The organism is Sutcliffiella horikoshii, from assembly GCF_019931755.1.
GTDB classification, from domain to species: Bacteria; Bacillota; Bacilli; order Bacillales; family Bacillaceae_I; genus Sutcliffiella_A; species Sutcliffiella_A horikoshii_E.
In genome coordinates, this window is sequence record NZ_CP082918.1 from 2,098,060 (window position 1) to 2,123,778 (window position 25,719).

Consider the following 25,719-nt stretch of genomic DNA (forward strand, 5'->3'; position numbering starts at 1 on the left):
TTCTATGGATAAATTTTACTTTAAGGTGTTTCTATTTCTCTATAATATTACTATAATATAGAAGATAGATGAAAATGAGACACGAGGTGTAAAAGATGAATGTCAAACAATTTATTAAACAGCATCGTGACCAGTGGAAGGAGCTAGAAAAACTAGCATCCGATTTACATAAGCGCAAACATATTACTGGGAAGAACCTCGAGCGATTCCACAGTCTCTACCAAAAGGCAGCACAGCACCTTTCTTATAGCCAAACTTATTTTCCAGAAGAAGAAGTTACTTCGTATCTTAATGGTCTAGTTTCAAAATCTCATAATCTGTTATACAAAGATCAGATTACGAGCTGGAAGCAAGCGAGCGACTTTTTTGGCCATAAGTTTATTGGCCTCCTTTATGAACAATGGAAATTTGTCGTGTTGGCTATGCTCCTCTTTACAATAGGCGGACTTGGGAGTTATTTTGCCGTCCTTTCTGATCCTCTTTATTTGTACTCCGTTCTTCCGGGAGACATGGCACAAAACTTTGATCCTGAAAAATTAGGAGACAGTGACGGAATGGTGGATGCCCCTGTGATGTCTGCGAGTATATTGACCAATAATATTCAGGTTGCCATACTTGCATTCGCCGGCGGGATAACCTTTGGTTTGTTGACTGTCTATGTATTGATCTACAATGGGATTATTGTAGGCGCAATTGCTGCCTTGTTTTGGCATTATGATATGACATATGAGTTCTGGGCTTATATTGTTCCACACGGGATGATTGAACTGACAGCGATTTTCATAGCAGGCGGCGCTGGATTATTAATGGGGTACAAGCTTTTTGTACCTGGTGAATATTCTAGAGGCTATCAGTTGAAGCGGAATGCCAAACGTTCTGTGCAATTGTTAATTGGAACAATACCGTTGTTTATCATAGCAGGGATAATTGAAGGTTTCATCACCCCTGCCGCGATTTCGTTGGAAGCTAAGTACCTGGTTGCGGGACTGACTGTTATCGGCTTAATACTTTATGTTGCACTAGGCAGTCTTAAACTTCGCAAAGCCCAGTTACAATAACCCTCTGTTCATGGTATCGATATAATGGGATACAGCGGTTGTTGCAAGCCGTTCTTCACGGGCCTCCACCATTAGGAGGCCCTGTTTTTCCCATTTGCCTTTTTCTCGTTTTTTCGTTAATAGTTGTTGCTGCGCGACCCCTTTTATCATTGTTTCTTCTAAAGAGGTAACAGGAGCCCCTGCTCTTTTCCCCAATATCTCGTCTTCTACCCCAATCATGAAAAAGAGATGCCTTTGTCTTATTCTCTTAAGGTAGATCAGGGCGCTTTCCTCATGCAGAAATGTTTTAACATCACTGAATAAAAGGATAAGGCTTCGCTTCTTTTGAACAAGCTGTAAGTATTGAAATACTTCAGCATAGTTGGATTCTGCTGCATCAACTTGAACGTTATAAATGGTTTTCAAGATTGTTTGCAAATGAGGCATCCCTTTTGCGGGTGGAATATATGCTTTTACATTTTTAGAAAATGCAAGTACTGCAACATAATCCCCTTTTTGTAATGCAGCTGCAGCAACAGTTAATGCTGCTTCTAAAGATCTCTCCAAACGATTCCCCTTTTTCAGTTCTGCCCCCATCATTCTTCCACAATCGATGAGTATGGTAATGTATTTACCGTGTTCTGGTTCATACTCATTTGTCATGACTTCCTGTAATTTGGCCGTTTGGCGCCAGTTTATCTTCCTTGGATCATCCCCTACCACGTAAGAACGTATTTTAGAAAATTCCCCAACGCCACTTTTTTGCTTTCGAATAGTAACTCCTTCATGAATCAGAAATTTTTGGGCATTCTCCAAGTACTGTTTGGCCTCCGTCATATCAGGAATTACTTTTATCATTTCTTTCTCTTCAAATACCATTTGCTTTTGCCAGAGACCGATTCGACTTTGATATCGTAGATGCAGCTTTGTGACATGATACTCGCCTCTTACAGGCGCAGTAGTATAGTAGGTAAATTGTTTTCTACTGTTTTTTACGACCATTCCGGTAAAAGGAAAAGGTCGAGAAAAGGACTGGGGTATACCATCTTTTATTTCAACTTTCATGTCATGTTCGGTTGGATTTTCCACCATAATGTTGACAGGATAATTAATCCCCCGCTCCATATCGCCGGGAATGCTTCTCGACATTCTGAGTCTTTTTTTACTTGGGGTAAGTACAAGGTCCACCAAGCTGAAAAGAATAAAGAACACATTTATCAGTAAGACAACCGGCCAAGAAATGGTTACAAAAAAACTCAATACAATAAAAGTCAGAGATAGTAAACAAAATAAAAGTACTAGTCTACTAGTAGGTAATATCCCTTTATCTTGGAACAGGAATCGACCCCACAAGTTCTTCAATGATTTGTTCAACAGTCGCTCCCTCCAATTCCGTATGAGGAGATAATTGAATACGGTGACGAAGGGCAGGTTTTGTCACCATTTTAATATCATCAGGGGTTACATAGTTACGGTTGCTCAAGTAAGCCCATGCTTGTGCAGCTCTTCCGATTGAGATCCCCGCACGTGTGCTGGCACCGAATCGAATGGAATCAGATTCTCGCGTTTTACGGACAATTTGCATCATGTAATCCAGGATGCTTTCGCTAAGGGTAACTTGTTGAATTTCTTTTCTGATGCTTAGGAAGGTTTCCATGTCTAATACCGGCTCAACATCAGTATGAGTAAATTTATTTTCCATTACTTGTTTCAGTACTGCGGTTTCTTCTTCAAGACTTGGAAAATCAATATGTAACTTGAAAAGAAAACGGTCTTGTTGTGCCTCCGGAAGCGGGTATGTTCCTTCAAATTCTATAGGGTTCTGAGTGGCAACAACAAAAAATACATCCGCTAAAGGAAACGTTTCCCCTTGAATGGTGACTTGTTTCTCTTCCATCGCCTCAAGAAGTGCAGCTTGTGTTTTTGCAGGGGTTCTATTAATTTCATCTGCAAGTAGGATGTTGGTGAAAATAGGTCCCTTCAAGGTTTCAAATGCGCCTTCTTTCATATTGTAAATCGAACTTCCTGTAATATCACTCGGCAGTAAATCTGGGGTAAACTGAATGCGATTGAATTTACCGCCCAAAAGGCTTGCTAGAGTCCTTACCATTTGGGTTTTTCCGGTGCCGGGCACTCCTTCTAATAAAACGTGCCCGCCTGCTAGAACGGAAGATAGTAAGAGTTTCAGATTTAAATGTTGACCTAATATTCTTTCCTCATATTTTTCAAGAAGAGATGCTAATTCTACTTTCATCCCTCTTCCACCTCTTTCCTTAATATATCAAGCTTTTTAGACCATTCTAGATACTCTTGTTTTGTAATTTTCTCTTTTGCTAACACTTGTGTTAATTGATGGATTAATAAATCTATTTTCCCATCTTCCATCGTTTTCCACCTTTTATGCAAGAAAACGGCACACTCTTTCCACTCTCGGTTATATGGAATCCCCCATCTTTCTTGCAATAAATATTTTACATACTCGGCCTGCGTGGTCAGGGAATCCTGATAGGCATTTCCTTTCAAGTACCATGCAGCTAACGCTCGAAGGCTTTCATCACTAAATCTGACTGTTTCCTCACGAGGCTGTAAAATCGGACCAAACCTTTTTCCCTGTTTCCAAAGTAAAAATATTGCGATTAATATTCCTTGGAAGAGCAACAGCAAAAACCAATCCTGATAAACGTCAAAGGAAGAGGACCCTGTGTCTCCGTGATTGTACTCATCAAAAAGGATAGATACCTCATTGTTTAACCCATCTTGTTGAACCAATCCAAGAACAAGTGGGAGATGATCCTTTTGTAAGATGTCTTGATTTGTTAGCCAATGAGGCGTCAATGCTACGATGAGTGTTCCCTCTCCATACTTCTGCTTAACGGCTACATCCCCGAGTTGATCGGAAAGAAGTATCTCATCTTCCTCTCCCGGTTCTAACCTCACAGGCGAATAAACGTTCCCTACAAGGTTGGTTCCACTGGAATCATTGATGGTTTGCTCCGGAAGCATTGTTTCAACAAAGGTTGTTCGAATATCAAAAAATCCTTTTGGATTATTTTTCAATAAAAAGATCGTGTTGCCTTTTTCCATAAAGTCAATATAAGATGCCATCTCTTTTGAATCGGGAGTAAAATATGGTTCTACCATCAACAATACCTGTTTTCCCTGTGATTCAGGAAGTAAGGCTGGAGGCTGTTCCCATCTTCTCACCATTTCCAATTCGTTGTCCAAGTAGGTGTAGAAAGCTTTCAACCCATTAGGTGAAGGAGACGTTGAATCGTAAGGTGAGAATTCCTGTGGCTTTTGCGATAGAACGAAGAAGGAGCAGATGGTAAAAAGAACGACTAGCACTCCAAACCATATCCATCCTTTTTTCTTAGCAGTATTTACTTTCAAGTCCCACCCTCCTTCCTTCTATATTTCTTGATGTGAATCATTTATCCACTTTAATGCGACATCTCTAAAGAATAGATAATCGTCTTTTTCTATTTTTTGTTTGCCATATGTTGCTCGATCGAACAATAAAGCAAAATTGAAGAAGAACTCAGCCAGGTCTTTTTGTTCTCTTCTTAACTCATCATAATACTCCCAATTCGTTTTCCATATTTTCGCTTCCAGCCATTGCCGTTCATGGAAGTTCAAAAGTAAGCCAAGAAAAAGGTGTCTTGTAGCAAGCGAGTAGTCTTCCATTTCTTCAAACCTTTTCGCCTCATCAACATGTTGCTGAAAAGACCACTCTAACTCCACACCAGATTGAAAAGGCTTGTTTTTTTTATTCCGACCAAAACGGTTACTTTTTACAAGGTACGTAATGACGAAAGCGGTTAATATTACGATTACTAGGATGATGACGAGAACCATTATGTTCCCTGCTGTTCCGCTTGTATTTTCCATGGATGGGAAAAGGCGTGAAAGTAAATCTGCTAGCCATGCCTTAAATTCGTCCCACCAAATTTGCAGGGTGTTTCTAGAATCAAGATAGTATACTTGATATTCCTGTCCGTCTAGGATTTCTTCCAGTTGTTCTCTTGCTTCTGGTTCTTTAAGCACGATAAATATCACCTGCCCTTTCCAAAGGAATCGGGTTTAACTAATATGGTAATCATCAATCAGATCTCTCAAATCATCTGCGTCATGACGAAGTTTTAAATCTAAATAAATAACGGCGTATCCTACTGCCATAATGAGGGTGGTAAACAGAGTTGTAAAACTGACTATTAATCCAAGTAGAACACTGTTTCCAAGAAAAGCAGAGAACGATAACTCTATTGCTACAGCTATGGATGTGGTAATTAAAAAGAAAATGATATAAAGTCCTATCAATTTAAATGTTCTACCTTTGGATAGTCTCCAGCTTCTTGTTAACCCGGGAGAGTTCTTGTCCAATACTACTGAGCCGAAGAAGAAACTCCATCTTGTAAGGAGAAACGCACCGATTAAGAACAAACTGATAGTCAGCACGATAGAAACGATAACTCCTGCTATAACATCTATAGCGAAGAAAATAATGGGAATAAGTACGCCTAGAAGTATAAATCCAAAAATGATACTAAACGCGATGATAACGTATAACAGAGATGAACCAATCAACGGGAAAAAGCGCCCAAACGCCTGTTTGACAACTGTACTAACGGTAAACTCTCGATTATGTTTAATATGATTTACGCCAAATAAAATGGCAGCTTGAGCAACAGGATATGTAAACAATACTAATAAGGAAACAAGTGCTATTCCCATGTCAGCTGCAAGATTAGAAGATAAAGAGGCTTCTTCGGCCAATTCCAAATTTCTTATCATCTCTTCATACCAAGCTCCCCCGCCGCCTTCTTGTCTGAAAAAACTTTTACCGGCAGCCAATTCAATAATTGCTTGCAGAAGGTAGATTGGTCCAACTAAAAGTAATAAGATGATGAAAAAATCTTTAAACTTGTATTTACTGATTTTAAATGTTTGATCCAGGATTTCCCCGAACCCTTTTGGTTTGTTAAAATTACTGTTCATTCCATTTCCTCCCTTAAACTATTCCAAATGTTGTCATATCGACTATTTTACCATTAATCTAGCAAAATTCGAGAAATAAATTGCGGAAATGTGTAGATTTAAAAAATATGAAAAGCCGCTCTCCTGTGGGAAGAACGGCTTTTTGTAATTCGGCTTTTTATTTGTAGAAGACTTTTTCCACATTATACTTTGCGTGAAGTGTGTTAGCGATGTACGTTTCATAAATTTCTCTTTCCATTGGATCCTCAACGATACACACGTCAATGCGATACACTTCATCACGGTGGTTTTTGATTGGGGATACATTGTCCTCAAAATGCTTTTTAATTCGTTGGCGAAGCTTTCTCGCTTTTCCAACAAATAATAAATCTTCATTTATATTAAAGAACATATAAATTCCGCCTTGATCGCGTGGAATTTTATGAAAATCAATAAAGCCATTTATCGGTGTAATAATTGGTTCATCATTTGTACGAATCTGCTGGCGTTCCGTAATGGATACACTAGGATTTGGTATGGTAATTTTTATCATAGTAAGTCACGTCCTCTTTTTCAGTAGAGCTACATGGTAACACAACGGCCTGATAATAGCTATAACAGTTTTTATCCAGGTGTTTGTATGGCTCCTGCTACATCATAGTTGCTGATGTCAAGTACTGTAGGTTGACCCATGGCTAGCCTAGCCAACTCAGCTCCTAAAAAAGGTCCGCTGGTTAATCCTGAAGCGCCGAGTCCATTGGCCATAAAGACATTATCGTGATTTGGAAGCTTGCCGATCACCGGAAGGAAACCTGGTGTAAACGGACGGAATCCGACCCGCGTTTCCAATATGGTGCCGTCTGATAAACCTGGTGCTATTTCCAATGCCTTACTTAAGATCTCATTCAAGCCGCCTGCTGTAATCCTTGTATCAAAACCGGCATCATCCTCATGTGTGGCCCCTACCACAATCCGACCGTTTTCAAAGCTAAGGATATACTGATTATTTGGTGGCATAACCACAGGCCAATCTTTCGTCTGTTTCGTATCGATTTCCAAGTGAACGATTTGTGCCTTTTGGGGGACAACTTCGAATCTCACACCCAACTCTAGAAAAATTTCCTGTGACCAGGCTCCACCCGTCACAATAAACAAGTCTGCTTCCACTCTCTCTTCCCCAAGTATTACACCTGTCACCTGGTTATCTTTGACTTCAAGGCCCGCATCGCCTTCAAGGAACTTGGCCTCATGCTTTTTGGCACCATTTATAAGAGCGTTGCGAAGGGCACGACCATTCACCTTTGCCCCTCCGGAAACGTGGACAGAACCGTACTCTTCAGACAACATGGGAAAAAGTTCTTTCGTTTTTTCTGGACTTAAGATTGTCACCTCGCCAATCTCAGGAGCTTCTTCTCTTCTTTTAATAGCTCTTTCCGCCATCTTCTCGAGTTTCTCTTTATCTTTATGTAAGCTTATAGCCCCTACACGGTTGTACCCGGTTTCCCTTTCTCCATCTGCTTCTAAGTGATCAATTAAAGTTGGGTAATACATTGCACCGTTTTTGACCATGTTATACCAAGCTTTATTCCTGCGCTGTGATATCCAAGGGCAGATAATTCCAGCAGCCGCATCTGTTGCTTGCCCTTTATCAAAACGGTCGATAACCGTTACATTTTCCCCAGCTTTTGCTAAATGATAAGCGGCAGAGGCCCCCAGGATCCCAGCGCCGATAATTATGATGTTTTTCATTAATTTACACCTTTTCATTTTTAAAAGTCTTTTGTCTCTATAAGTGTACAGGATTTTCAGCAAAGGCTCAATTTTCCCGAAGAAAAACCCCTCCTTAATAAAAGAAGGGGAGAAAATATTTATCTATTAAAATTAATTTTCATTGCTTCTGCCATTAATTTTGGAAGATCTGTATTATCCAATAAACCGCTAAATTTATCTGATTGTGGTCCATAGGCATAGACAGGTAAATCTGTTCCTGTATGTGCCGTAGTTGTCCACCCGATTAGAGCGCGGTCACTTACTACTTCATTAATTGCAATGGCAGGCTTTTCCGCCTTTTTGATTCTCTCTACTTCACCTTCTGTTAATTCCAAGGAAGTATATTTTTTTACCACTTCTTTAACATTACTTTTTTCGGAGTTAAGTTCGTCTGCCATTTTGTCACCTGTTGCTGTTACGTTCTCTAGCACATCCATCTTTAAATCATATTCACCGTTTGCACCAACAGACATACCACCTGTTTCGTGGTCACCGGCTACAACGACTAATGTATTTCCATCTTTCTCTGCAAATTCTAAAGCCGCTTCCACAGCTTTGTCAAAAGCTTCGGAATCTGTCATGGCCCATGCTGAGTCATGAGCATGTCCTGCCCAGTCAATTTGAGAACCTTCTACCATTAAAAAGAAACCTTGTTTATTTTTGCTCAATGTATCAATTGCTGTATTGGTCATTTCAGCCAGGCTTGGTTCATTCGTTTCGTCACGGTGCATCTCAGGAGACATGGCATCAGCCGCAAACAAACCTAGTAACTTGTCTCCTTCTGCATTTTTTAACTCTTCCTTATTCGAAGCATATTGATAGCCATTCTTTTTTGCTTGCTCAATCAAATCGCCCTCAGGCTGCTTTCCTCCATTTTCTTTACTTAGAAAATAGTCTCTGCCCCCTCCAAGAATGACATCTACGCCGTTATCAAAATATTGTGGGGCAATGGATGATTCATCGGAACGAGATGCGACACTAGCTCCAAATACTGCGGGAGTTGCATGTGTAATAGTAGATGTTGCAACTAGTCCGGTAGATTTCTTGGATGCTTCTGCTGCATCTAAAATGGAATCTACTTCTTCTCCATCAGGAGTCACGCCAACCATGCCATTATTTGTCTTTACTCCAGTTGCCATTGCGGTACCTGCTGCTGCAGAATCTGTTACTTCCGTGTCTGCTGAATGCGTTTTGATCAGCCCTTTTACATGTTGGTCAAAAGAAGATTCCTCGCCTTTGTACCAACGATAGTTTGTTGCATAACCGGCATTATATCCATCTGGGATCATGTAAATGACATTCTTGACTTTTCCCTGTTTCTGTTCAATGCTCACAGGTTCTTTTTTTGCTTCTGCTTTATCCATACCAACACTTACTTGAACCCCTGAAAATACTAACCCTGCTGCGACAGCAACACTTGCGACTTTTTTATACATGACATTTCCTCCCTCAGCATTTTTACTACATGCTCAGGATAACAAGTAAAAGTAAAGGAGGAATGAAGTTTCTATTAAAGCTATTTTACAAAAATAAGGGTATTTTCTACTAATTTACGAATGGTAGGAATGCTTTTATAGACCTCCATAAGTGCGAAAGGGACATAAGGGCTAAAATTTATTACGTGATGGTATCAAGTGTAAATGTAGAGTTAATCAAATATTTAGCTCACATACAATCTATTAATCTCTTTTGTTAAATACATGATTTTTTTTGCATCTTTCTCTAGCACCTCTTTTACATTGCCACCAAACCACTCTAAGGAAGCTTCAACCTCTGCCAAGGAAACAGCAGTTTTTATAAATTCTTCATAATCAAGGATTCCTTCAAATAGTGGGGTCATCCCATCCCTTGAGCCTGCAGCAGCGTATACATTATGTGGGCTGAATACATCCAGTTTGTTCCTAGAAATGATATTTTTAAAGTGAAAATGCATGATAAATGGTTTTAGTTTTACGAGAGATTCTATTGGGTCCGATCCTGATTCCCATATATGTAATACGTCAAAGTTAATACGCAAAGCTGGATGATCCACCTCCTCCAACAGCTGTAAAGTTGAAGACACTGTGTCGGTCAGTGTATTGGGATGCGTTTCTAATAGTAGAAATTGATTCTCTCTTTCTAGCTCTTGGCAAATCATTTTTAGTTTTGCAACAATAGAATTACGCTCTTCTCTATTTATGGAGGCACTTGCACGCTGTCCGGCAAACGTTCTTAATTTATTCGTTCCCCAACGATGGCCAAGTTCACTCAATTCCCTCGTTGCTTGGAGAAGTTCTTTATCTGACAGGTGTAGAGGCAGATAGTCGCTAATCATACTTGTATACAGGTTGTACGACGCTAACCAGTCACGATTATATTGGGACTCATCTTTCAAATGCTTGGCATGAATGCCCCATAATTCTATCCCTTGAAAATTATTAGATTGTGCCCATTCTGCTAACTCTTTTATCGAATGGAGGTGATGTCGAAATGAGATGGTACATAAGGATAAATTCATATACATTTCCTCCTTTTAAGCTAGTACTTCGGTGTGTTTATTTGACACCCAGGCTTCAAAGCACTCTTGTAGACCGTTTTTGATAAAATATTCAAGTTCCTCTTGTTCATTTATTTTCTCATGAATTTCTTTTAATACGTTACCATCTGCTGTCATTGCGTATTTCATCGCACGATATTGTATGGCAGTAAACCCTTTAACAAGCTTTTCTATCTCATCGCACCATTCTTCAAACCATTCCTCTGAGTAGCCATCAGCCTCCCAAAAGAATGCGAAGGCGTGTTCATAGGCATATTTTCTGATTGCCAAGACCGGTATTTGCTTAAGAGCATCAGAAAGTTCTATCCTTCTGTGCTTTTCAGAGCCTTTTGAAAAGATATCTACTATATTGCGGATAGCTTCTGTCATGGGATTTTCATTCAGTTTCAAACATGTCCGAAAATATGCTTCAATGACTTCCGGACTAGTTGGATTTATATGTTCTGCGTCAAAATAATAACCACCTTTTACAGCTGGAACCATAATAGCATTCATTATCTTTTGCTTTGATAATCTCCCTTCCCATCTGAAATCGGGATCAAACATAAACCATTCATCCGGATTATCTGTTTCCTCTAACATGACATAGTGAGGGAAAGGACTTTGATGAAACTTATTCTCACGCTCAGGAAGCATAGAAAGATCGAGCATCACCATAATGGAACGGTAACTTGGTTTATTTTTCATCAATTCAAGCAAAGTCATCATATTAGTAAGTTTCGGCTCTGTCTCGTCATACCAACGGTGAATCTTTATACCATACAGCATCTCATACCAGGTTTTAAAAAAGTCGTGATCGATATTTTCAGAATGGTAGCTTAATATTCCGTCCGGTGTAACGTCAAAATCCGCGTCCCATACACCAAAATAAAAAGGGCGGTGGTCCACACCTTCTGTTTTTTTTATAACTTCACAAACACAGCTTACAAAGCAATGAACCTTAATCATGTCAGTCCCTCCAAAAAATCAAGAAGCGATTTTACAGTATGAAAGTCTTTGGGAACAAGCATGTAATCCGGGATCTTTAAACCTAAATCCAACTCTAGATGTAAAATAAGTTGTAAAATCATAATGGAATCCATATACAAATCCTCATTCAATCTTGCGCTCTCTTCAAAAGACTTCCATGTTGGTATATTTAATTTATGTTTCAAAATATCGTAAACAGCCTGATAAAGCTCCTCTCGACTTAAAACCTTCATCCCATCATCTCTCCTACTAGCTTTCTACTGATCTTTCCATTTGGCAGAGTTGGAATCTTCTCAACCTGTGTATATTCAACGGGAACTTGATGGGAGGCAAGTTTCTTTACGCACCAGTCCCTTAACTTAGATTCTTCTATAAATGTTGAAGCAACAAACTGAACACATACTCTCTCCCCTGCAAATGCGTCTGGTTTCTTATAGGCAACCACTTCTTGGATGTTGGGGGCCTTCAGTAATACTTCTTCTACCTCTTGAGGATACACATTAAGTCCCGCTACGTTAATCATGTCATCCATTCTACCAAGGAGGCATAAAGAGCCTGAATCATTGATATAACCTATGTCATTAGTATGGATAGCTTTTCGTTTTCCTTGCAGTATTATTTCTTTAGGTTGATTTTTATCTTGTCCTGCTTTAAGAGTAAAATGTCCAAGCGGAAATCCCATTTGACTTGGTTCTTGGACATCAGGGTTAATGGCAATACATCCAGCTTCTGAACACCCATACTGCTGCAAAACTCTATTGGATTTACTTTTTAGATCTTCCAGACATTTTGCAGACATCAACATACCTGATGTCATGACATATTGAAAGAAAAAATCTTGAGGTGAAAGCTTTGTTAACGTATGTAAAAATGCAGGCGAAGCATACAAAAGATGGTTTGGCGTTTCTATTAATTTTTTTATTACATACTTGGGATTGAGATTATTAAGAATGATAGGAGCTATGTCTCTCTCCAAAGCAGTAAGTACCCCGCTTATAAGTCCGTATGAATGGGAGGTGGGGCATGCAATGATTGATACAGTTCCTTTATCAACTGGCAAACTTTTATTATAGCTTTCTATCTCTTCTTGAATGTCATCCCAAGAACGCTCCAAACATTTGGGTTCACCTGTTGTGCCAGAACTCATTTGGACAAGCACCCCTTGCTCTTCTTCCCTGTCATTTATCATTAATATTGGAGAGTCAAAATCTTCATATAATAAAATGTGACTGGAACTCTTATGTGCTACACGTATTGCCGCATCTCTTGGGGTAGCAGCATGTATAGGGACTACAGATCCGCCTTTTTCTTTTATATACAAACAAAGAGCCAAGGCTTCAAACACATTTTTTGTACACACTGCAATTCTTTTCTTCCTGCAATCATTTAGAACATTCATTTGGTCAAAGCGTTCAAATTGTTTTTGCAAATCATCCTTTGAATAATACTGGTCGTTAACAAAAAACATCTATTAAAACTCCCCTTCTTTAAATAAACTGTTGGGAACAGAATGACGAAATTCCCTTTTATCCATTCCAATCTTTCTAGTAAAAAGAGACTCTGTAAAAATATTTTCCTTTTCTGCTCCAAGGAGTTTGTTTCTCTCCCTTAATGGAGGGTGAAGTAGAACATGGGTCTGAATTGCTTCTCGAACCTCTTTCCAGAAATCTTCTTCTGTAAAACTCATGTGCTGTTCAAGCATGAAGGAAAGTTCACTTAAGTGAAAAACAAATAGCGTATCCATAATCAATTCCCTTAAGCCTTCTATCGAGGACATCCAATAATATTCATCATTAGAAGCATCTTTGTAGCACGGATATAGTTCTGTAAAATTTGGCGCTAAGTCAGGCTGTTTCAGGAAATCATCTACATATTCCAAGCTTTCATGGAAGTCCCGTAAGATGACTTTTTTAGGCCAGCCATCCTCATGAACAAGAATCATATTTTGGGCATGTGCCTCGACAGCGACTCCCTCTGATACGAGCAAATGCCATACAGGGACAACCGTAACTTTTACAAACTGCGCCACCCATTTCTTCATTCCGTACCGCTCAAGCCAAGGTTTTATAAATGGTGTTCCATCTTGTTCCATTAACGACATGGCATTCATTGGAACGGCACCTTCCACTCCCTTGACGAAGCTCGTTGGACTTTTCCTCCAAATTGCTGCTATGTGACCGCATAGATTCGGGTTACCCTCCATCGCCACCATTCCTGCATATTCTGGCAAGATGTTAAGATTTTCATTTAAATAGCTATCAGACTCTATCAACTTCCCCAACCAGTTGGAAAGCGTGGGAGCGGTACATACTGAATGAGATTCTATGACTCTTAAAGACGAAGTGTTCACCATATTTAATGGTAATTTTATATGTGCCTTTTCAGGATGTGTTTCATTCCACAATGTTCTAACAGATTGGGTCGCCCTGTAAAAATCACCCGCATATCCAAGCGGGATAATACTGTCCTGACTAAGACACTTTATTTCGCGCTGAAGCTTGTTCTTCCATTGCCAAGGATGCACAGGTAATAGGCAGTAATCCTTGATTGTACCTCCCGCCGTATTTAGCCGGTCAAGGAGTAACGAATAAGCTTCTACACCTAATTCATCTTGTAGGAATGCTTTTTCTGGTTTTGGTAGGGAGACTTTTACATCGTCTCGTTTTACTGCAACCCACCATAACTGGAAGGATTGGCGCGCTTCTGGACCATACATTTCATGGTCAGATGTGGTAAAACCAGTCCTCGCCTTGAAGCAAGGATGGTAGGGGTGTCCTTCCAAAATGGCTGATTCCATTTCTTCATAAGATAGGACTCTCCTACATTGTTTATCAATATTTCCCTCATTCCACTCACCAAGCAAAATCGTTTGGTTTAACTCTTCTAATAAACTTTTTCGGATTTTTTGGTTTGTTGTTAGCTGTAATACGATATCCCTTATTGGTTCAGATATTTGATGACCTTGGTTATCCCTAATGTCAATCGTGCTTTCATTCAGGCGAATTCTACCAAAAGAAGAGCATTTCCCTTCTGATTGAATCCTGATTTTAGTACCGTATATTGTTATAACTGTTTTAGAGCTTACCTGTTTTACCTCAAAAGGAAGCAACTTTTCAAAAACAATTGCCTCTAATATCTGTTTGATCACCCGCGTTTCCGTATTAGACACTACTTGCTGTTGCATAATGTTTCTCCTTTTTATTCATGGACAGCATTAAGTAGAATGGATTTGGCATGGAGGTATATACAGCCTGTTCCAAATCAGTCAGTAATTCATCCACATCATGAAAACGAGTCATAAGGTTTGCTTTGCATGGAAGTACCTCGCTGTTTAAAATAAAATGGACAAATCTTTTTCCTTCCCCAGACAATGCCTTTTCAAGCTTTTGCAACTCTTTGATCATCCAATTTACTAACCTATCCTCAGTAATCAAGCTGTCTTCTCCCATTCTGTAAATGATGGAGAAAATATGGTTAATGAAAAGATAATAAGTAAACCGATGTTGGATTATTTCTTCGTCATAAAATAATTCAGGTGCGTTCTTCAAGTTGACAACCAATTTTTCTAGTTCATCTCTCTTCGAATTCGATAGATAATAGCCCTGATTATCTCTAAAGTAATAATGAGTTGGAAAACTGTTTGATACATCCACCAAACTATTTTGCTGATGTGCTTCTAATGCCAATCCATACTCATCATAAAGTGCAATCATTGGCTCTACCGAACAGTGCCAATATTTTTGAAACCATTGAAAGCTTGCTTCTTCTGGGCTTATCTGATGCATACGAGAAATAGTTTGTATCAATTTTTCCAGTAATGATTCTTCTTCAGGAAGGGGATCTTGAACCAATGCTGCAATGGAATGAACACCTCCCCCTTTACCTTCTTGAAACGGATTCGAACGCATAATGACTTCAAAACCATTTTCCACTTCCCCAGGAAGATTAAGAGACAAGGAAATAGGATCGTTTATTACTCGGAAACATTTGTGCTTTTGTAAAAAGTCCATTTTGTTGAACAGTTCCGCCATCACAACTCCAGCTTCTAATTCATGCACTTTGTTTACTCTCATAGAATTTGTCACTTTTACAGGTATGGAGAACTTGTACATCCATTTATCCTCTTTGTTATAAACCGTTCTAATGGAAGAGGTGGCACTAAAAGCTTTCCCCATAGGCCCTATATATTTGATTAAGTTATCCTCCATTGCTTTCTGTACATATTCCTGTTGCAGAAGCCACTGGGATTGCAATGGATGCATAGGGAACAGGTATCTACCATCCCCGGTAATTTTGAGAATTTCACCCTTTACTAACGAGGAATCCTCTTCAACAAAGAATCTTTCTTTCAGAATCAATTGGTCTACTTCAAAATAATGAAGCTGAAAGAAACCTTTTAGTTCTGGAGCGTAAAGATCATGCTGCCAAGTGGCCATTCCTTGTCTGCTTTTTGGGGTTGGATGCAACCAATGTCCAAATAGGAGAGACTGTTCCGATTCTAGAAAGCTGTATTCTTCTACTTTTTTATGATTGCTTTTCGATGTTGATTTTTCTATATATGTACAAATAGTATGATAGCTATCAATCAACCGTAATATCAGTTCATCATAGTGTGATGTCATCTCATTGCAATTATTGTTTTTTGCTTGAAGGTTCAGCTCTTGAATGCATGAAATCATGCAATTTAATGGCTCTTCTTCTATCCATACTAACTCCTTATCATGATACTTGTAGATTCTCCCCAGTTTATGTTTTCCAACTAATGAGCGATAGTTGACTTCAATAATTAATCTTATATGTTGCAAAGGAAGCACCAGTTCCAAAACTTCCTCGCCGTTTAATATATAGGGTAGTTTAGACAGCTTCATCAATTCATTTTTCTTTACCCAATTCACATCTCCAACCTCTCGAATATAACAATTCATAAAGGCTTGGTAGGAGGCGTTTTCTGCAATGCTTTTAGCTGAGTTATGCATAATGCCACCCTTTCTATTTGTTCTACAAATTTATTGATAATGATTATCATCACGAATTAAAAAAGAATGAATCTCTTGATGAAATTCATTCTCAATGATAACTATTATCAATTAAAGTATCCATGCACAAATTATACTTTCGACATAGACAAAATGCACACGTTAAATATAAAGCAGCGTTTTATCCAAATTAAAATAGCTTACTAAACCTTCTATCATATGTTTTCTTCCCAATGGTCCCCAAGGATCCCATTCCTGACTGCTTGGTATATAGATATCTTTATTTTCAACTGCTTTAAGTTGATTCCATTCAGGATGCTTTGCCACTCTATCCACCGCTGCCTTAGTGCTCCATAAAAATAGAATCTTATCTGGATTAAGATCCAATAACTCATTAACAGTAATAGAGATATACCCACTTTTAGGCAAATCTTGATGTGGTTTAAATTCTAGTGTCTGAAACAAAAGCTCCATGCAAGCATGATTGGAAGCCCCGTAAAGTCTAATTTCCTCATTTCTTACCCAAACAACTGCCCATTCCCCGCTTCTGGCCACCCCTCTTAACATCTTTTTTGCTCGTTTCTCTAATTGCCCCATATCTTTCTTAATGGTAGCTACTGCCTCTTCTCTACCAAATAAACGAGCAATTTGATCTAAATAATCATCCCATGTCTTCTGAAAATCTATGGAATGAACTTCCTTATTCTTCATCCAAGTAAGTGTCTGTTGCTCCCCATGATGGAGAGATGTTTTTATAATAAAATCAGGATCTACTGTCATAATATCTTTGGAGTTAAACGTTTTTTCCGCATTCAAAAGGAATGTACCTTCCAAAGGTTTTTCTAGATAGGAAGGAACTCCGTTTGTCTTTGGAAAAATGCTTGGATAAACAGGAGCTGCTACCGGCTGTATGCCTAATGATAGTAGGTGATCTTGTAAAAATAATTGACTGACCACTGCCACTCTGTCTTGAATTTTTTTTATGTATATTGAGGGTGATAACCCTTCCCTCTTTTTAAATAAACGACTAAAATAAAACTCGTCCTGAATGCCTATCTGAAGCGCAACATCTTTAATATTTATCCCTTTGTTTTGGACAATTAGTTCCTTAGCTTTTTTCAATTTTGTATCAAGCACGTATTCTTTAGGTGGAATGCCTGTTTTCTTTTTAAAGGCTCTTGCAAAGGAAACCGGTGTCATTCTAGCTTTCTCAGCAAGGTCTTGAACGGTTAATTGTTTATGAGAATTATTATTGATATAGTGAATGGTTTGATCAATATCATCTAATGGTTGCACTTCTGTCATGCTACCAATCAAATTCCAAAGCTTTGCTTGACAATGGCAGCGATCAAGAAAGGATGTACTTTTTTGAAGAAGCAAAAGCTCATCTAAAATAGGACATATTTTACAAGGTTCCGTAGGGGTGAAGTATATCTCTTCTTGTTTCATATTAGTTATTTCAATCATATATATATTTAAGTATTTGTTTGCTGGAGACAAGATAGCACCGCTTTTCATCCAATAGGCTTTTCCCTCGGATAGTGTTTTTACAAGAGACAAATCCTTACTTTTCACAGCTACTGAATTTGCCGCCACATAAATAATGGAAGGAGGTGCAGTGAGCTCTTCTCCTTCCTCTAATAAGTGATGAGTAATTCTATTCATTACGTTTTCCCCTTACTTTCATTCTCTAGGATTCTCTCATTATATCTGATAATGATTATCAGTTGCAATAGAGTGATAGCCTTTTAGTTCTTAAGTTCCAAATCCACCGTCAAAAATGCTTTTTTTCAACCAAACTATCCAATACAAGCAGTAAAGTAGCTGCAACCAATTCTGTATATAATGGAACGGTGATGCCCTTTATCCATTCATCTGTCAGATATACAGGAATCCATATAAAAAGAAAAGTAATACCTATTTTTGAAATGGTAATGATCCACTTCCTTCTAAATCTAGGCAAAACTCTAATTAAGAAGGTCATGGTAGCTATTTCGAAAATCAAGGTTAAGGGTATCAATAAAACAATATAGTAAATCAATGAACTTTTTGTCTCATATTGAACACTGAACAGTTGAAAAAGACCGGCAAAACCAAACAAAAAGGCTCCACCCACAAAAAGCAGAGCAAGCGCAAAAAGAAGTGTCATAGAAATCGCTAAAATTAGTTTATCGGAACCGCTCAAATTCGGATCATGGTCATGTCCCATATAGATCTCCCCTTTTTAGCCTATTAATAGGTGTTATTCGTTTAAAGGGGAATTCATGCCAACAAAAAAAGCAATAAGTCATTTGACTCATCGCTTTTTTAGAGTTAAAAATTCCTTATTCAATCTTCCCGGTGTCCAAAGTTGATGTTTTTCCCATAAAATATTTCGTCCATTTCATTTGTTAACTTGTTGGTAATTTCATATCTTTCATCATCTGACAGCTTGTCTTTAGAGTATCCGAACAGATAATTGTTCAAATCAAACTCTTTCAGTCGGCACTTTGTGTGAAAAATGTTTTCCTGATAGATATTTACATCGATCATATCATAAAGGCTTTTCACATCATTTGGTATGTAATTTTGAATAGAATTAATATCATGGTCAATAAACAGCTTGTTTCCATTAATATCTCGTGTGAATCCACGCACACGGTAATCCATGGTCATAATATCTGTTTCAAAAGAGTGTATCAGATAGTTTAATGCTTTCAATGGGGAAATCTCCCCGCAAGTGGATACATCTATATCGGCCCGAAAGGTACTGATTCCTTCTACTGGATGATATTCCGGATAGGTATGAACTGTAATGTGGCTCTTATCAAGCTGGCATACTACAGAATCTGGAAGTGGGCCCGGAGACTCCTCATATGATTCCGTCGGGACTTCTACTACCGGTCCTTCAGAAACAAGTACCGTGACACTAGCCCCTTGGGGTACATAGTCCTGTTTGGCGACATTTAGCACATGTGCACCGATCAGATCAGCAACGTTTTTTAAAATTTTGGTTAACCGATCTGCATTATATTGTTCATCTATATAATCAATATACGATTCCCTCTCCTCTTTTGTCTTTGTATAACAGATGTCATACATATTAAAGCTCAGGGATTTTGTTAAATTATTAAACTCATGCAGCATGATCCTTTTTTCCGAAGTCAAATCAAAATTCCCCCTTCATTTATTTTCTACAATTATAGTACCCCTTCTGGTATAGAAAAAAACAAATTAAGACCTCAAGAATTCGCTTATCACTTTTTTCTGTTCATGATAAACAGATTGACCCAACTGGATCAGCTCGTCCATATAGGTTACATCATCAAATGGGACTTCCTCTCCCAATTCCTTATTGAGTCGGATGTAATTGCTTCCTAATAGATGACTGCATTGATAGGACACAGATTCAGATGACAATTGCAAAGCAAGGTCCAATAATTTTGGCGTGACTTTCATAGAAGGGAATTGAAATGGAAGCCACTGTTTTACTCCCCAATATTTATTCTTTTGGATAGTAAAATCAATTTTTTGAAGTCCAGTCCCGATAGAGAGAATTTCTATGTCTTCCAATTTCAATTTGAAATATTCCAACCCTTCTGTAATACAAACCAGTGATGGATTATTGGCCCACAGGCCTCCGTCAATGGAAAGATAGTCGTTGCCGATATTGTTTGGGGGGAAATATACGGGTGCAGAACAAGAGGAAAGCACCGCATCCCATAAATGAATGGTCATATCTTTTGCTGCCTTGTTGCCATAATTGGAACGGTGCACAAATGGCCTGCCATGTGTAAGGTTAACTGCAGGAATCAGCAGTGGACTAGTAATATCCTTCAGTTTTCGTTTTCCAAACTCTTGCATGATAAAACGTCTAAGCTGACGGTCACTATAGATACTTTTGAAAAGACCCACTTTGGCCTGACGAGTAAATATTTGTTTTCCGTATTTCTGATAACCTGATAATACTTCTTTCATCGGCTTTTTGATGGAAATGGAAGAGGCAATGATAGAACCTGTACTGGTCCCTGCGACAAGGTCTACTAAGTCGGCTATCGGACGGTTGTATTCCTCCTCTATCTCCTGAAGAATAGAAACGGCAAATACTCCCCGAATTCCTCCCCCATCTAGACACAACATTTTCATTTACCATATCTCCCGTACTCATTTCCTATTAGGCTTTCCTTCAAACAAGAAAAAACTCCTAAAAAAAGGAGGAATTTGTCCCTTTCTTAGGAGTTCTTCAATGGGAGGTGATTTGTTAAGGTATCTGCATACTTCCTTAAATGTTCCACATTAGAAATATCATGTTCAAACAGTGGAATTTTAGTTATTTCTTGTTTGCGGAAAATTTCATGTATCTGCTGAATATATGGTCTTTCATTTCCTCGTCGATTTTCCATAAAGACTCCATCTGCATGATCGGGGATAACCTTATTTACATAAACAGTGGAAACGTTCATGTTTTGCTTTTCCAACATATCTATCGCTTTTTTTGTTTCAAGTATCGGAAGTCTTTCCGCATTAAGTACAAAGGCATAACCTGTCTTTTTCTGGTCAAGGAGAATATCCCTAACTTTTACGAACTTTTGCTTTCTAGCCTGTAATTTTTCAAATATCGGGTCTTCCACTGGCTCTCCATCGTTTAACAGCTGGGTATAGTTTTGTTGAACCTTTTTTCTCTTTTCCAATAGCCCGCTGATCCAGACGTTCATCAGTTCAGGCAATGTTAAAAGCCGAATGGTGTGGCCGGTTGGAGCGGTGTCAAATATGATATGGTCGAAAGAATCGTATTCTTCGAGCACTAAGGAAGTGATTTTATCAAATAATGCCGCCTCATCAGCTCCAGGCGATGCACTTGCCAGATCAATTTGCCTATGTACTTCTTCTACCATGGTTGCCTTTACTAACCCTTTTAAGTTAGTTTTAACCTCTTCGATATATCTTTTTGATTCAGATTGAGGATTGATTTCTAAGAGATGCAGATATGCGTTGATAGACAGTACTTTATCTTTCGGCTTTACATGAAAGATGTCTCCTATATTATGGGCCGGATCTGTTGATACCAACAACACCTTTTTGCTTTCTTCGGATAATAGGAGTGCAACAGCAGAGGCTGTGGTTGATTTTCCAACTCCCCCTTTGCCACCAATAAACATTATTTTATGATTGAAAAGCTTACTCATTCTTCTTCCTCCTAGCAGCAGCGTATTCCATTTAGTGGTGATTTCTCCATACCCATTCGAAGGTGCCAATCATGAAACCTCTCAATGACAAATGGATATAGCTCCAACGTATAGTAAAATGCAGGATTAGGGAGACCAAGCAATTCAGAAAAACATAGTAATGTGAACAGGTCTTCTTCCTCCCTTAACTCTCTTGCGATCTCAGTTCTATGAGGTTGCTGAAGTATTTCATCATAAATAGTTATGACTTTCTTGAATCTTTCCAGAATATCCATTTAGAAACCCCTTTCTGCTATTTACGAAAGAAGAGGATGAGCAACATGCTTCATCCTCTCACCAAAAGTTACCAAAACTTACATGGATGGATCTATTGGGGGAGATTTGTCTGTCTTAAAGAATACTCTAAACGCCTCCAAGATGATCCAAAATGCGAACACGAAGATAATTCCACCTAAAATGAAAAGCAACATGTTTGCATCTGTTTCACCTAGTCCTGACCATTGAAAGACGACTTGAACAAACATGGCATAAAGAGTCATCGAGAAAATGAAAACCATCGGTACAAATGTATAAAAGAAGTTTCTTCCCTGCTTCTTTAACCATACAGATATCAGTAGTAGACTGACCCCCGCCAAGAGCTGATTACTTGTACCAAAAAGCGGCCAGAGTAAGTAACCTCCTGAACCAAACCCATTTGGTCCTTTAGGAATCAACACCAATGCAGCACTTGAAACAACTGCTACAGAAGTTGCGACATGCATGTTTGTTAACGGTTTAAAATTATATTCACTTCCAATTTCAGAAATGATGTATCTCATAAGACGTAAGGATGTGTCCAAACTTGTCGCGGCAAAGCTGACAACTATGACGGTTACAATGGTTCTGGCAATATTAGCTGGTATTGCAATTCCTGTAGCAAGTTGGGCCGCACCGTTAATGAAATTGGACATCCCACCCAGACTTGCTGCACCAAAATCTGAGTAAGCAGCTCTGAAATCACCCGCATTTGCAAATAATGTTGCTACCGCAATAATAGAAATTAAGGCGAGAACCCCTTCTCCCACCGAGCCCAAGTAACCAACAAACCGTGCATCTGTTTCTTTATCCAATTGTTTCGAGGTTGTACCAGATGCAACCAGGCCATGAAATCCAGAAATGGCCCCACAGGCAATGGTGATAAATAGCAACGGGAACCAGGAAACATCGCTTACCTCATTTGTCATCGGGGCTGTTAGTTCTGGTCTCAGTACAAGCAAACCTGCATACAGCATTAATAAACCAACGACCAATTGATGTGAGTTGATATAGTCCCTTGGTTGCAAAAGCTTCCAAACAGGTAACGTGGAAGCAAAATAACAATAAACAAGAAGAATTACAATCCAGACAAAGAATGACATGGAGATTCCATCTAATCCGAATATCACCGTGTTATCTGCTCCGCCAAAGTAACGGACCAAATCAATTTGTAAGAATGGAACTTTACTTGTTAACACAGCAGTTCCATACATAACGGCAAGGGCAATTAAGGAAGGAACCAACATTTTTGCTTTTCTTTTATAGACTGCATATCCAATCCATATAGCTATTGGTATTTCAATGAAGATTGGTAAAACTGCCGCCGGGAACTGAATGAACAGGTTAGAGATAACCCATGCAAACACGGCGTTGACCATGAGAACTAAAATCAAAATAATAAATAAAAAGAGCATTTTAGCACGTTTACCAATCAAGCGGTCTGTTAACGTACCGATAGATTGTCCTTTATTTCGGACCGAAAGCACCAATGTACCAAAATCATGGACTCCAGCTGCAAAGACAGTACCTAGTATGACCCAAAGAAATGCGGGTCCCCAGCCCCAATACAGGGCAATTGCAGGACCTAAGATAGGCGAAGCTCCCGCCACTGAGGAAAAATGATGTCCCCATAAAACTACCTTTTTCGTTGGTACAAAATCCACCCCGTCGTTGTACTTATGGGCGGGTGTTACATAATCAGGATCCAGGTGGTAAATCTTTTCTGCGATGAATTTAGAATAATAACGGTACCCCAGTGCAAATACAATAAAACCGACAATTGCCAACCATACAGAATTCACCCTAATTCCTCCCTCTTTCTATGTATACAAGAGTAGATTACTAATGAGTGAAAGCGTTGTCAATATAGATTTCTGAAAATTCATACTAAATACATGTTAGTTTTAATATCAGGTCTTAAAATGGGTGGAAAGTAGCATGATGTCGATTGCTAACTAAATATGTCGCAAGTACTATTTTTCATTGAATATTCCGACATATAGACTTATAATGTGGAAGATTCATGTAAATTTATATGAATACATAACCAATCAAGGGGGATTTTTTGTTGAAATTTAAGCACGTGTCATTGTTGTTTGCTGTGTTGCTCGTTTTTAACCTTTTTGCCTCCAACTTTGTTTTAGCAGAAGAAATTCAAGAAACAAAACCCACATTAGTTGCGTTGGGAGATTCTATTCCGTATGGGACAAGTCTACCAGACCGTAGTCAGGCATTTCCTAATCTAATTTTAGAGGGAGAAACAACAGTTATTAACAAAAGTGTACCAGGACAAACTTCTTCTCAATTGCTGGTACAAATTACTACAGACCCTGAAACAGCTCAAGCACTTCAAAATGCTGATGTAATTACTATAAACACAGGAAACAACGATCTTCTGCAGGCAGCCAAAATCGCTGAGATTGCTGCTGCGATTCAAGCAGGAAAAGAAATCAATTATGAAGAACTAAAATTAGATGTAGCATTAGCTGCTGCAAAGGCTGGAGAAAATTTGGCGGTAATATTGCATAGCATTCGGGAGATGAACACGGACGCCCCAATATTACTATATAACATTTATAATCCTTTCCCAAATCTTGATGCAGAACCTGTGAAAACTTTGCACCAAGTTGGTGAAATGATTTTAGAAGATGTGAATAAAGGGTTTCCTCTAGTTGCATCATCTTATTCGAACACTTTTGTACTTGATGCCTATTCAGCTTTCGACGGTAATCAGGTAGATCATGTCTATGGTTTTCCAGATGTTCACCCAACTATTGTGGGGCATCAAACATTGGCAGCATTGGCTAATAGCTTGCTATTGGAAATGTATCCACCGGTGGAACCTGAGCCTGAGCCGGAATATGAGCTTGAATTGACCTTAACACCGGAAGATGAAACAGAAGGTCCTGTGGAGATTCATGTAGATACTAAAGGTCAGACACCTCTTAAAATGATGTGGATGGCAGGGGAAAAATCCGAATTAGATTTTTTAAAGTTAGAAGATGTGAACTTCTTGGAGGGTAATAGCTTTGAAGTAACGGAGAATGGAAAATATACGGTACTTGCTATTTTTAGTGAGGACGGAATGGAAAGAGCCATTCAGACGATTGAAGTTTCCAATATTGTACCACCAGTGGAGAACCCAACTTATACGCTTGATTTATCTATCTCTCCGAATGAAGAAACAGAAGGACCTGTTACCATTTCAATTGATACAAAAGGTATGAAGCCTTTAAGTTTGATGTGGATGACCGGTGAAAGAACAGACTTAGACTTCTTGGAAGTAGATAAGGTAAATTTCTTGCAAGGTACAAGTTTTGAAGTGACTGAAAATGGAAAATATACTGTTCTTGCGGTTTTCAGTCAAGATGGGATGGCACGGGTTGTGAAAACCATTGAAGTCACAAATATTGTTTCTCCTGCTGAACCACCAGCTGAGGAAGAACCACCTTCAGAAGAGGAAGATAACACGCCTCCTCCACCTGTAAAGAAAGATGAAACAAAACAACCGGTCGAAAAGAAGCCAGTAGCTAAGAGTGGAAACAAGCTTCCGAATACGGCGACAAGTGCTTATAACTACTTGGTTTGGGGCGCAGGTTTGTTGTTTGTCGGACTTGTTAGTATGACAAGTATTTTCGTATACCGCCGAAAGTTTGCTGTATAATTCTTTATAGCCCACCACTGCTTCATAGTGGTGGGCTTTTATATTGGGTAAATATCAGCTGTGGCCACCTTTTTAGTAGGATAAGTTGTTGGCGGTGCACTTTTTAATTGTTCGGTTTAGTTGCAAATAAATGTTCTACATTTCCCAGATCTACTTCTACATTTTCCCAACCCACTTCTACAGTTTAGACTCTTACTTCTACCTTTTACAATAAAGGTTCTACCACTAAACGGCGACCTTCTACCACATAACAATTTTCGACACCAGCTACTCACCCATATATTTCCTAAACATTAATACTAAAAACCTTCGCGGACATCCACCAAGGTTTTTT

General features: G+C 38.9%; 23 protein-coding genes. 2 read left to right on the forward strand and 21 right to left on the reverse strand.

All coding sequences use genetic code 11. The annotated features are described in order from the left end of the window. The first annotated feature begins 95 nt into the window (after positions 1-95). Complete coding sequence (locus K7887_RS10695) at positions 96-1,058, forward strand: stage II sporulation protein M (protein WP_223493495.1); 963 nt, start codon at positions 96-98, stop codon at positions 1,056-1,058. On the opposite strand, the gene K7887_RS10700 is transcribed toward K7887_RS10695, so the two are convergent. The 21 genes from K7887_RS10700 to K7887_RS10800 all read right to left on the reverse strand — a co-directional run bounded on the left by K7887_RS10700 (position 1,050) and on the right by K7887_RS10800 (position 23,523). Beyond that, on the reverse strand, positions 1,050-2,411 hold the full coding sequence (locus tag K7887_RS10700) for a DUF58 domain-containing protein (protein ID WP_223493496.1): 1,362 nt from the start codon (positions 2,409-2,411) through the stop codon (positions 1,050-1,052). The genes K7887_RS10695 and K7887_RS10700 overlap by 9 nt on opposite strands. After that, entirely contained in the window at positions 2,362-3,291 is a 930-nt protein-coding gene (locus tag K7887_RS10705) for an AAA family ATPase (protein ID WP_223493497.1), read from the reverse strand. The genes K7887_RS10700 and K7887_RS10705 overlap by 50 nt, the downstream gene beginning before the upstream one ends. After that, complete coding sequence (locus tag K7887_RS10710) at positions 3,288-4,427, reverse strand: DUF4350 domain-containing protein (RefSeq protein ID WP_223493498.1); 1,140 nt, start codon at positions 4,425-4,427, stop codon at positions 3,288-3,290. Before K7887_RS10710 ends, K7887_RS10705 begins: the two co-directional genes overlap by 4 nt. A gap of 18 nt (positions 4,428-4,445) precedes the next feature. Next, on the reverse strand, positions 4,446-5,081 hold the full coding sequence (locus K7887_RS10715; RefSeq protein ID WP_223493499.1) for a DUF4129 domain-containing protein: 636 nt from the start codon (positions 5,079-5,081) through the stop codon (positions 4,446-4,448). A gap of 36 nt (positions 5,082-5,117) precedes the next feature. Beyond that, a complete protein-coding gene (locus K7887_RS10720; RefSeq protein ID WP_223493500.1) occupies positions 5,118-6,032 on the reverse strand; it encodes a VIT1/CCC1 transporter family protein in 915 nt (304 codons plus the stop codon). A 157-nt stretch (positions 6,033-6,189) separates the two neighbouring features. Then, entirely contained in the window at positions 6,190-6,564 is a 375-nt protein-coding gene (locus K7887_RS10725; RefSeq protein WP_223493501.1) for a nucleotide excision repair endonuclease, read from the reverse strand. A gap of 71 nt (positions 6,565-6,635) precedes the next feature. Continuing rightward, positions 6,636-7,760 (reverse strand): NAD(P)/FAD-dependent oxidoreductase, encoded by a 1,125-nt coding sequence (locus K7887_RS10730; protein ID WP_223493502.1) that lies wholly within the window; start codon positions 7,758-7,760, stop codon positions 6,636-6,638. Positions 7,761-7,879: 119 nt separating this feature from the next. Next, entirely contained in the window at positions 7,880-9,217 is a 1,338-nt protein-coding gene (locus K7887_RS10735; RefSeq protein ID WP_223493503.1) for an alkaline phosphatase, read from the reverse strand. 224 nt (positions 9,218-9,441) lie between these two features. Then, positions 9,442-10,278, reverse strand: coding sequence for a sugar phosphate isomerase/epimerase family protein (locus K7887_RS10740; RefSeq protein ID WP_223493504.1), 837 nt, complete (start codon positions 10,276-10,278; stop codon positions 9,442-9,444). A 15-nt stretch (positions 10,279-10,293) separates the two neighbouring features. Further along, complete coding sequence (locus K7887_RS10745) at positions 10,294-11,265, reverse strand: DUF6005 family protein (protein ID WP_223493505.1); 972 nt, start codon at positions 11,263-11,265, stop codon at positions 10,294-10,296. After that, positions 11,262-11,519: a petrobactin biosynthesis protein AsbD gene (gene asbD / locus K7887_RS10750; protein ID WP_223493506.1), complete on the reverse strand. Its 258-nt coding sequence runs from the start codon at positions 11,517-11,519 to the stop codon at positions 11,262-11,264. The genes K7887_RS10745 and asbD overlap by 4 nt, the downstream gene beginning before the upstream one ends. Then, positions 11,516-12,754, reverse strand: coding sequence for an AMP-binding protein (locus K7887_RS10755; protein WP_223493507.1), 1,239 nt, complete (start codon positions 12,752-12,754; stop codon positions 11,516-11,518). The genes asbD and K7887_RS10755 overlap by 4 nt, the downstream gene beginning before the upstream one ends. Positions 12,755-12,757: 3 nt before the next feature. Beyond that, a complete protein-coding gene (locus tag K7887_RS10760) occupies positions 12,758-14,470 on the reverse strand; it encodes an IucA/IucC family protein (protein ID WP_223493508.1) in 1,713 nt (570 codons plus the stop codon). Further along, positions 14,448-16,262: an IucA/IucC family protein gene (locus K7887_RS10765; RefSeq protein ID WP_223493509.1), complete on the reverse strand. Its 1,815-nt coding sequence runs from the start codon at positions 16,260-16,262 to the stop codon at positions 14,448-14,450. Before K7887_RS10765 ends, K7887_RS10760 begins: the two co-directional genes overlap by 23 nt. A 162-nt stretch (positions 16,263-16,424) precedes the next feature. Continuing rightward, positions 16,425-17,927 carry an AraC family transcriptional regulator gene (locus K7887_RS10770; RefSeq protein WP_223493510.1) on the reverse strand — a complete coding sequence of 501 codons (1,503 nt, stop codon included), beginning with the start codon at positions 17,925-17,927 and terminating at the stop codon, positions 16,425-16,427. Between the two features lie 109 nt (positions 17,928-18,036). Beyond that, complete coding sequence (locus K7887_RS10775; protein ID WP_223493511.1) at positions 18,037-18,471, reverse strand: YrvL family regulatory protein; 435 nt, start codon at positions 18,469-18,471, stop codon at positions 18,037-18,039. Positions 18,472-18,590: 119 nt separating this feature from the next. Then, positions 18,591-19,388, reverse strand: a complete 798-nt coding sequence (gene speD, locus K7887_RS10780; RefSeq protein WP_223493637.1) for an adenosylmethionine decarboxylase — start codon at positions 19,386-19,388, stop codon at positions 18,591-18,593. Between the two features lie 87 nt (positions 19,389-19,475). Then, the gene (locus K7887_RS10785) at positions 19,476-20,387 is read right to left on the reverse strand and encodes a CBASS cGAMP-activated phospholipase (protein ID WP_223493512.1); all 912 of its coding nucleotides are present in this window, start codon (positions 20,385-20,387) and stop codon (positions 19,476-19,478) included. Positions 20,388-20,473: 86 nt separating this feature from the next. Further along, positions 20,474-21,427, reverse strand: a complete 954-nt coding sequence (locus tag K7887_RS10790) for an ArsA family ATPase (RefSeq protein WP_223493513.1) — start codon at positions 21,425-21,427, stop codon at positions 20,474-20,476. 11 nt (positions 21,428-21,438) lie between these two features. Then, positions 21,439-21,702, reverse strand: coding sequence for a cory-CC-star protein (locus K7887_RS10795; RefSeq protein ID WP_223493514.1), 264 nt, complete (start codon positions 21,700-21,702; stop codon positions 21,439-21,441). Positions 21,703-21,780: 78 nt separating this feature from the next. Beyond that, the gene (locus K7887_RS10800; RefSeq protein ID WP_223493515.1) at positions 21,781-23,523 is read right to left on the reverse strand and encodes a carbon starvation CstA family protein; all 1,743 of its coding nucleotides are present in this window, start codon (positions 23,521-23,523) and stop codon (positions 21,781-21,783) included. Positions 23,524-23,789: 266 nt separating this feature from the next. Here K7887_RS10800 and K7887_RS10805 point away from each other — a divergent pair, with 266 nt between their 5' ends. Next, positions 23,790-25,385: a GDSL-type esterase/lipase family protein gene (locus K7887_RS10805; protein WP_223493516.1), complete on the forward strand. Its 1,596-nt coding sequence runs from the start codon at positions 23,790-23,792 to the stop codon at positions 25,383-25,385. Positions 25,386-25,719: the final 334 nt, after the last annotated feature.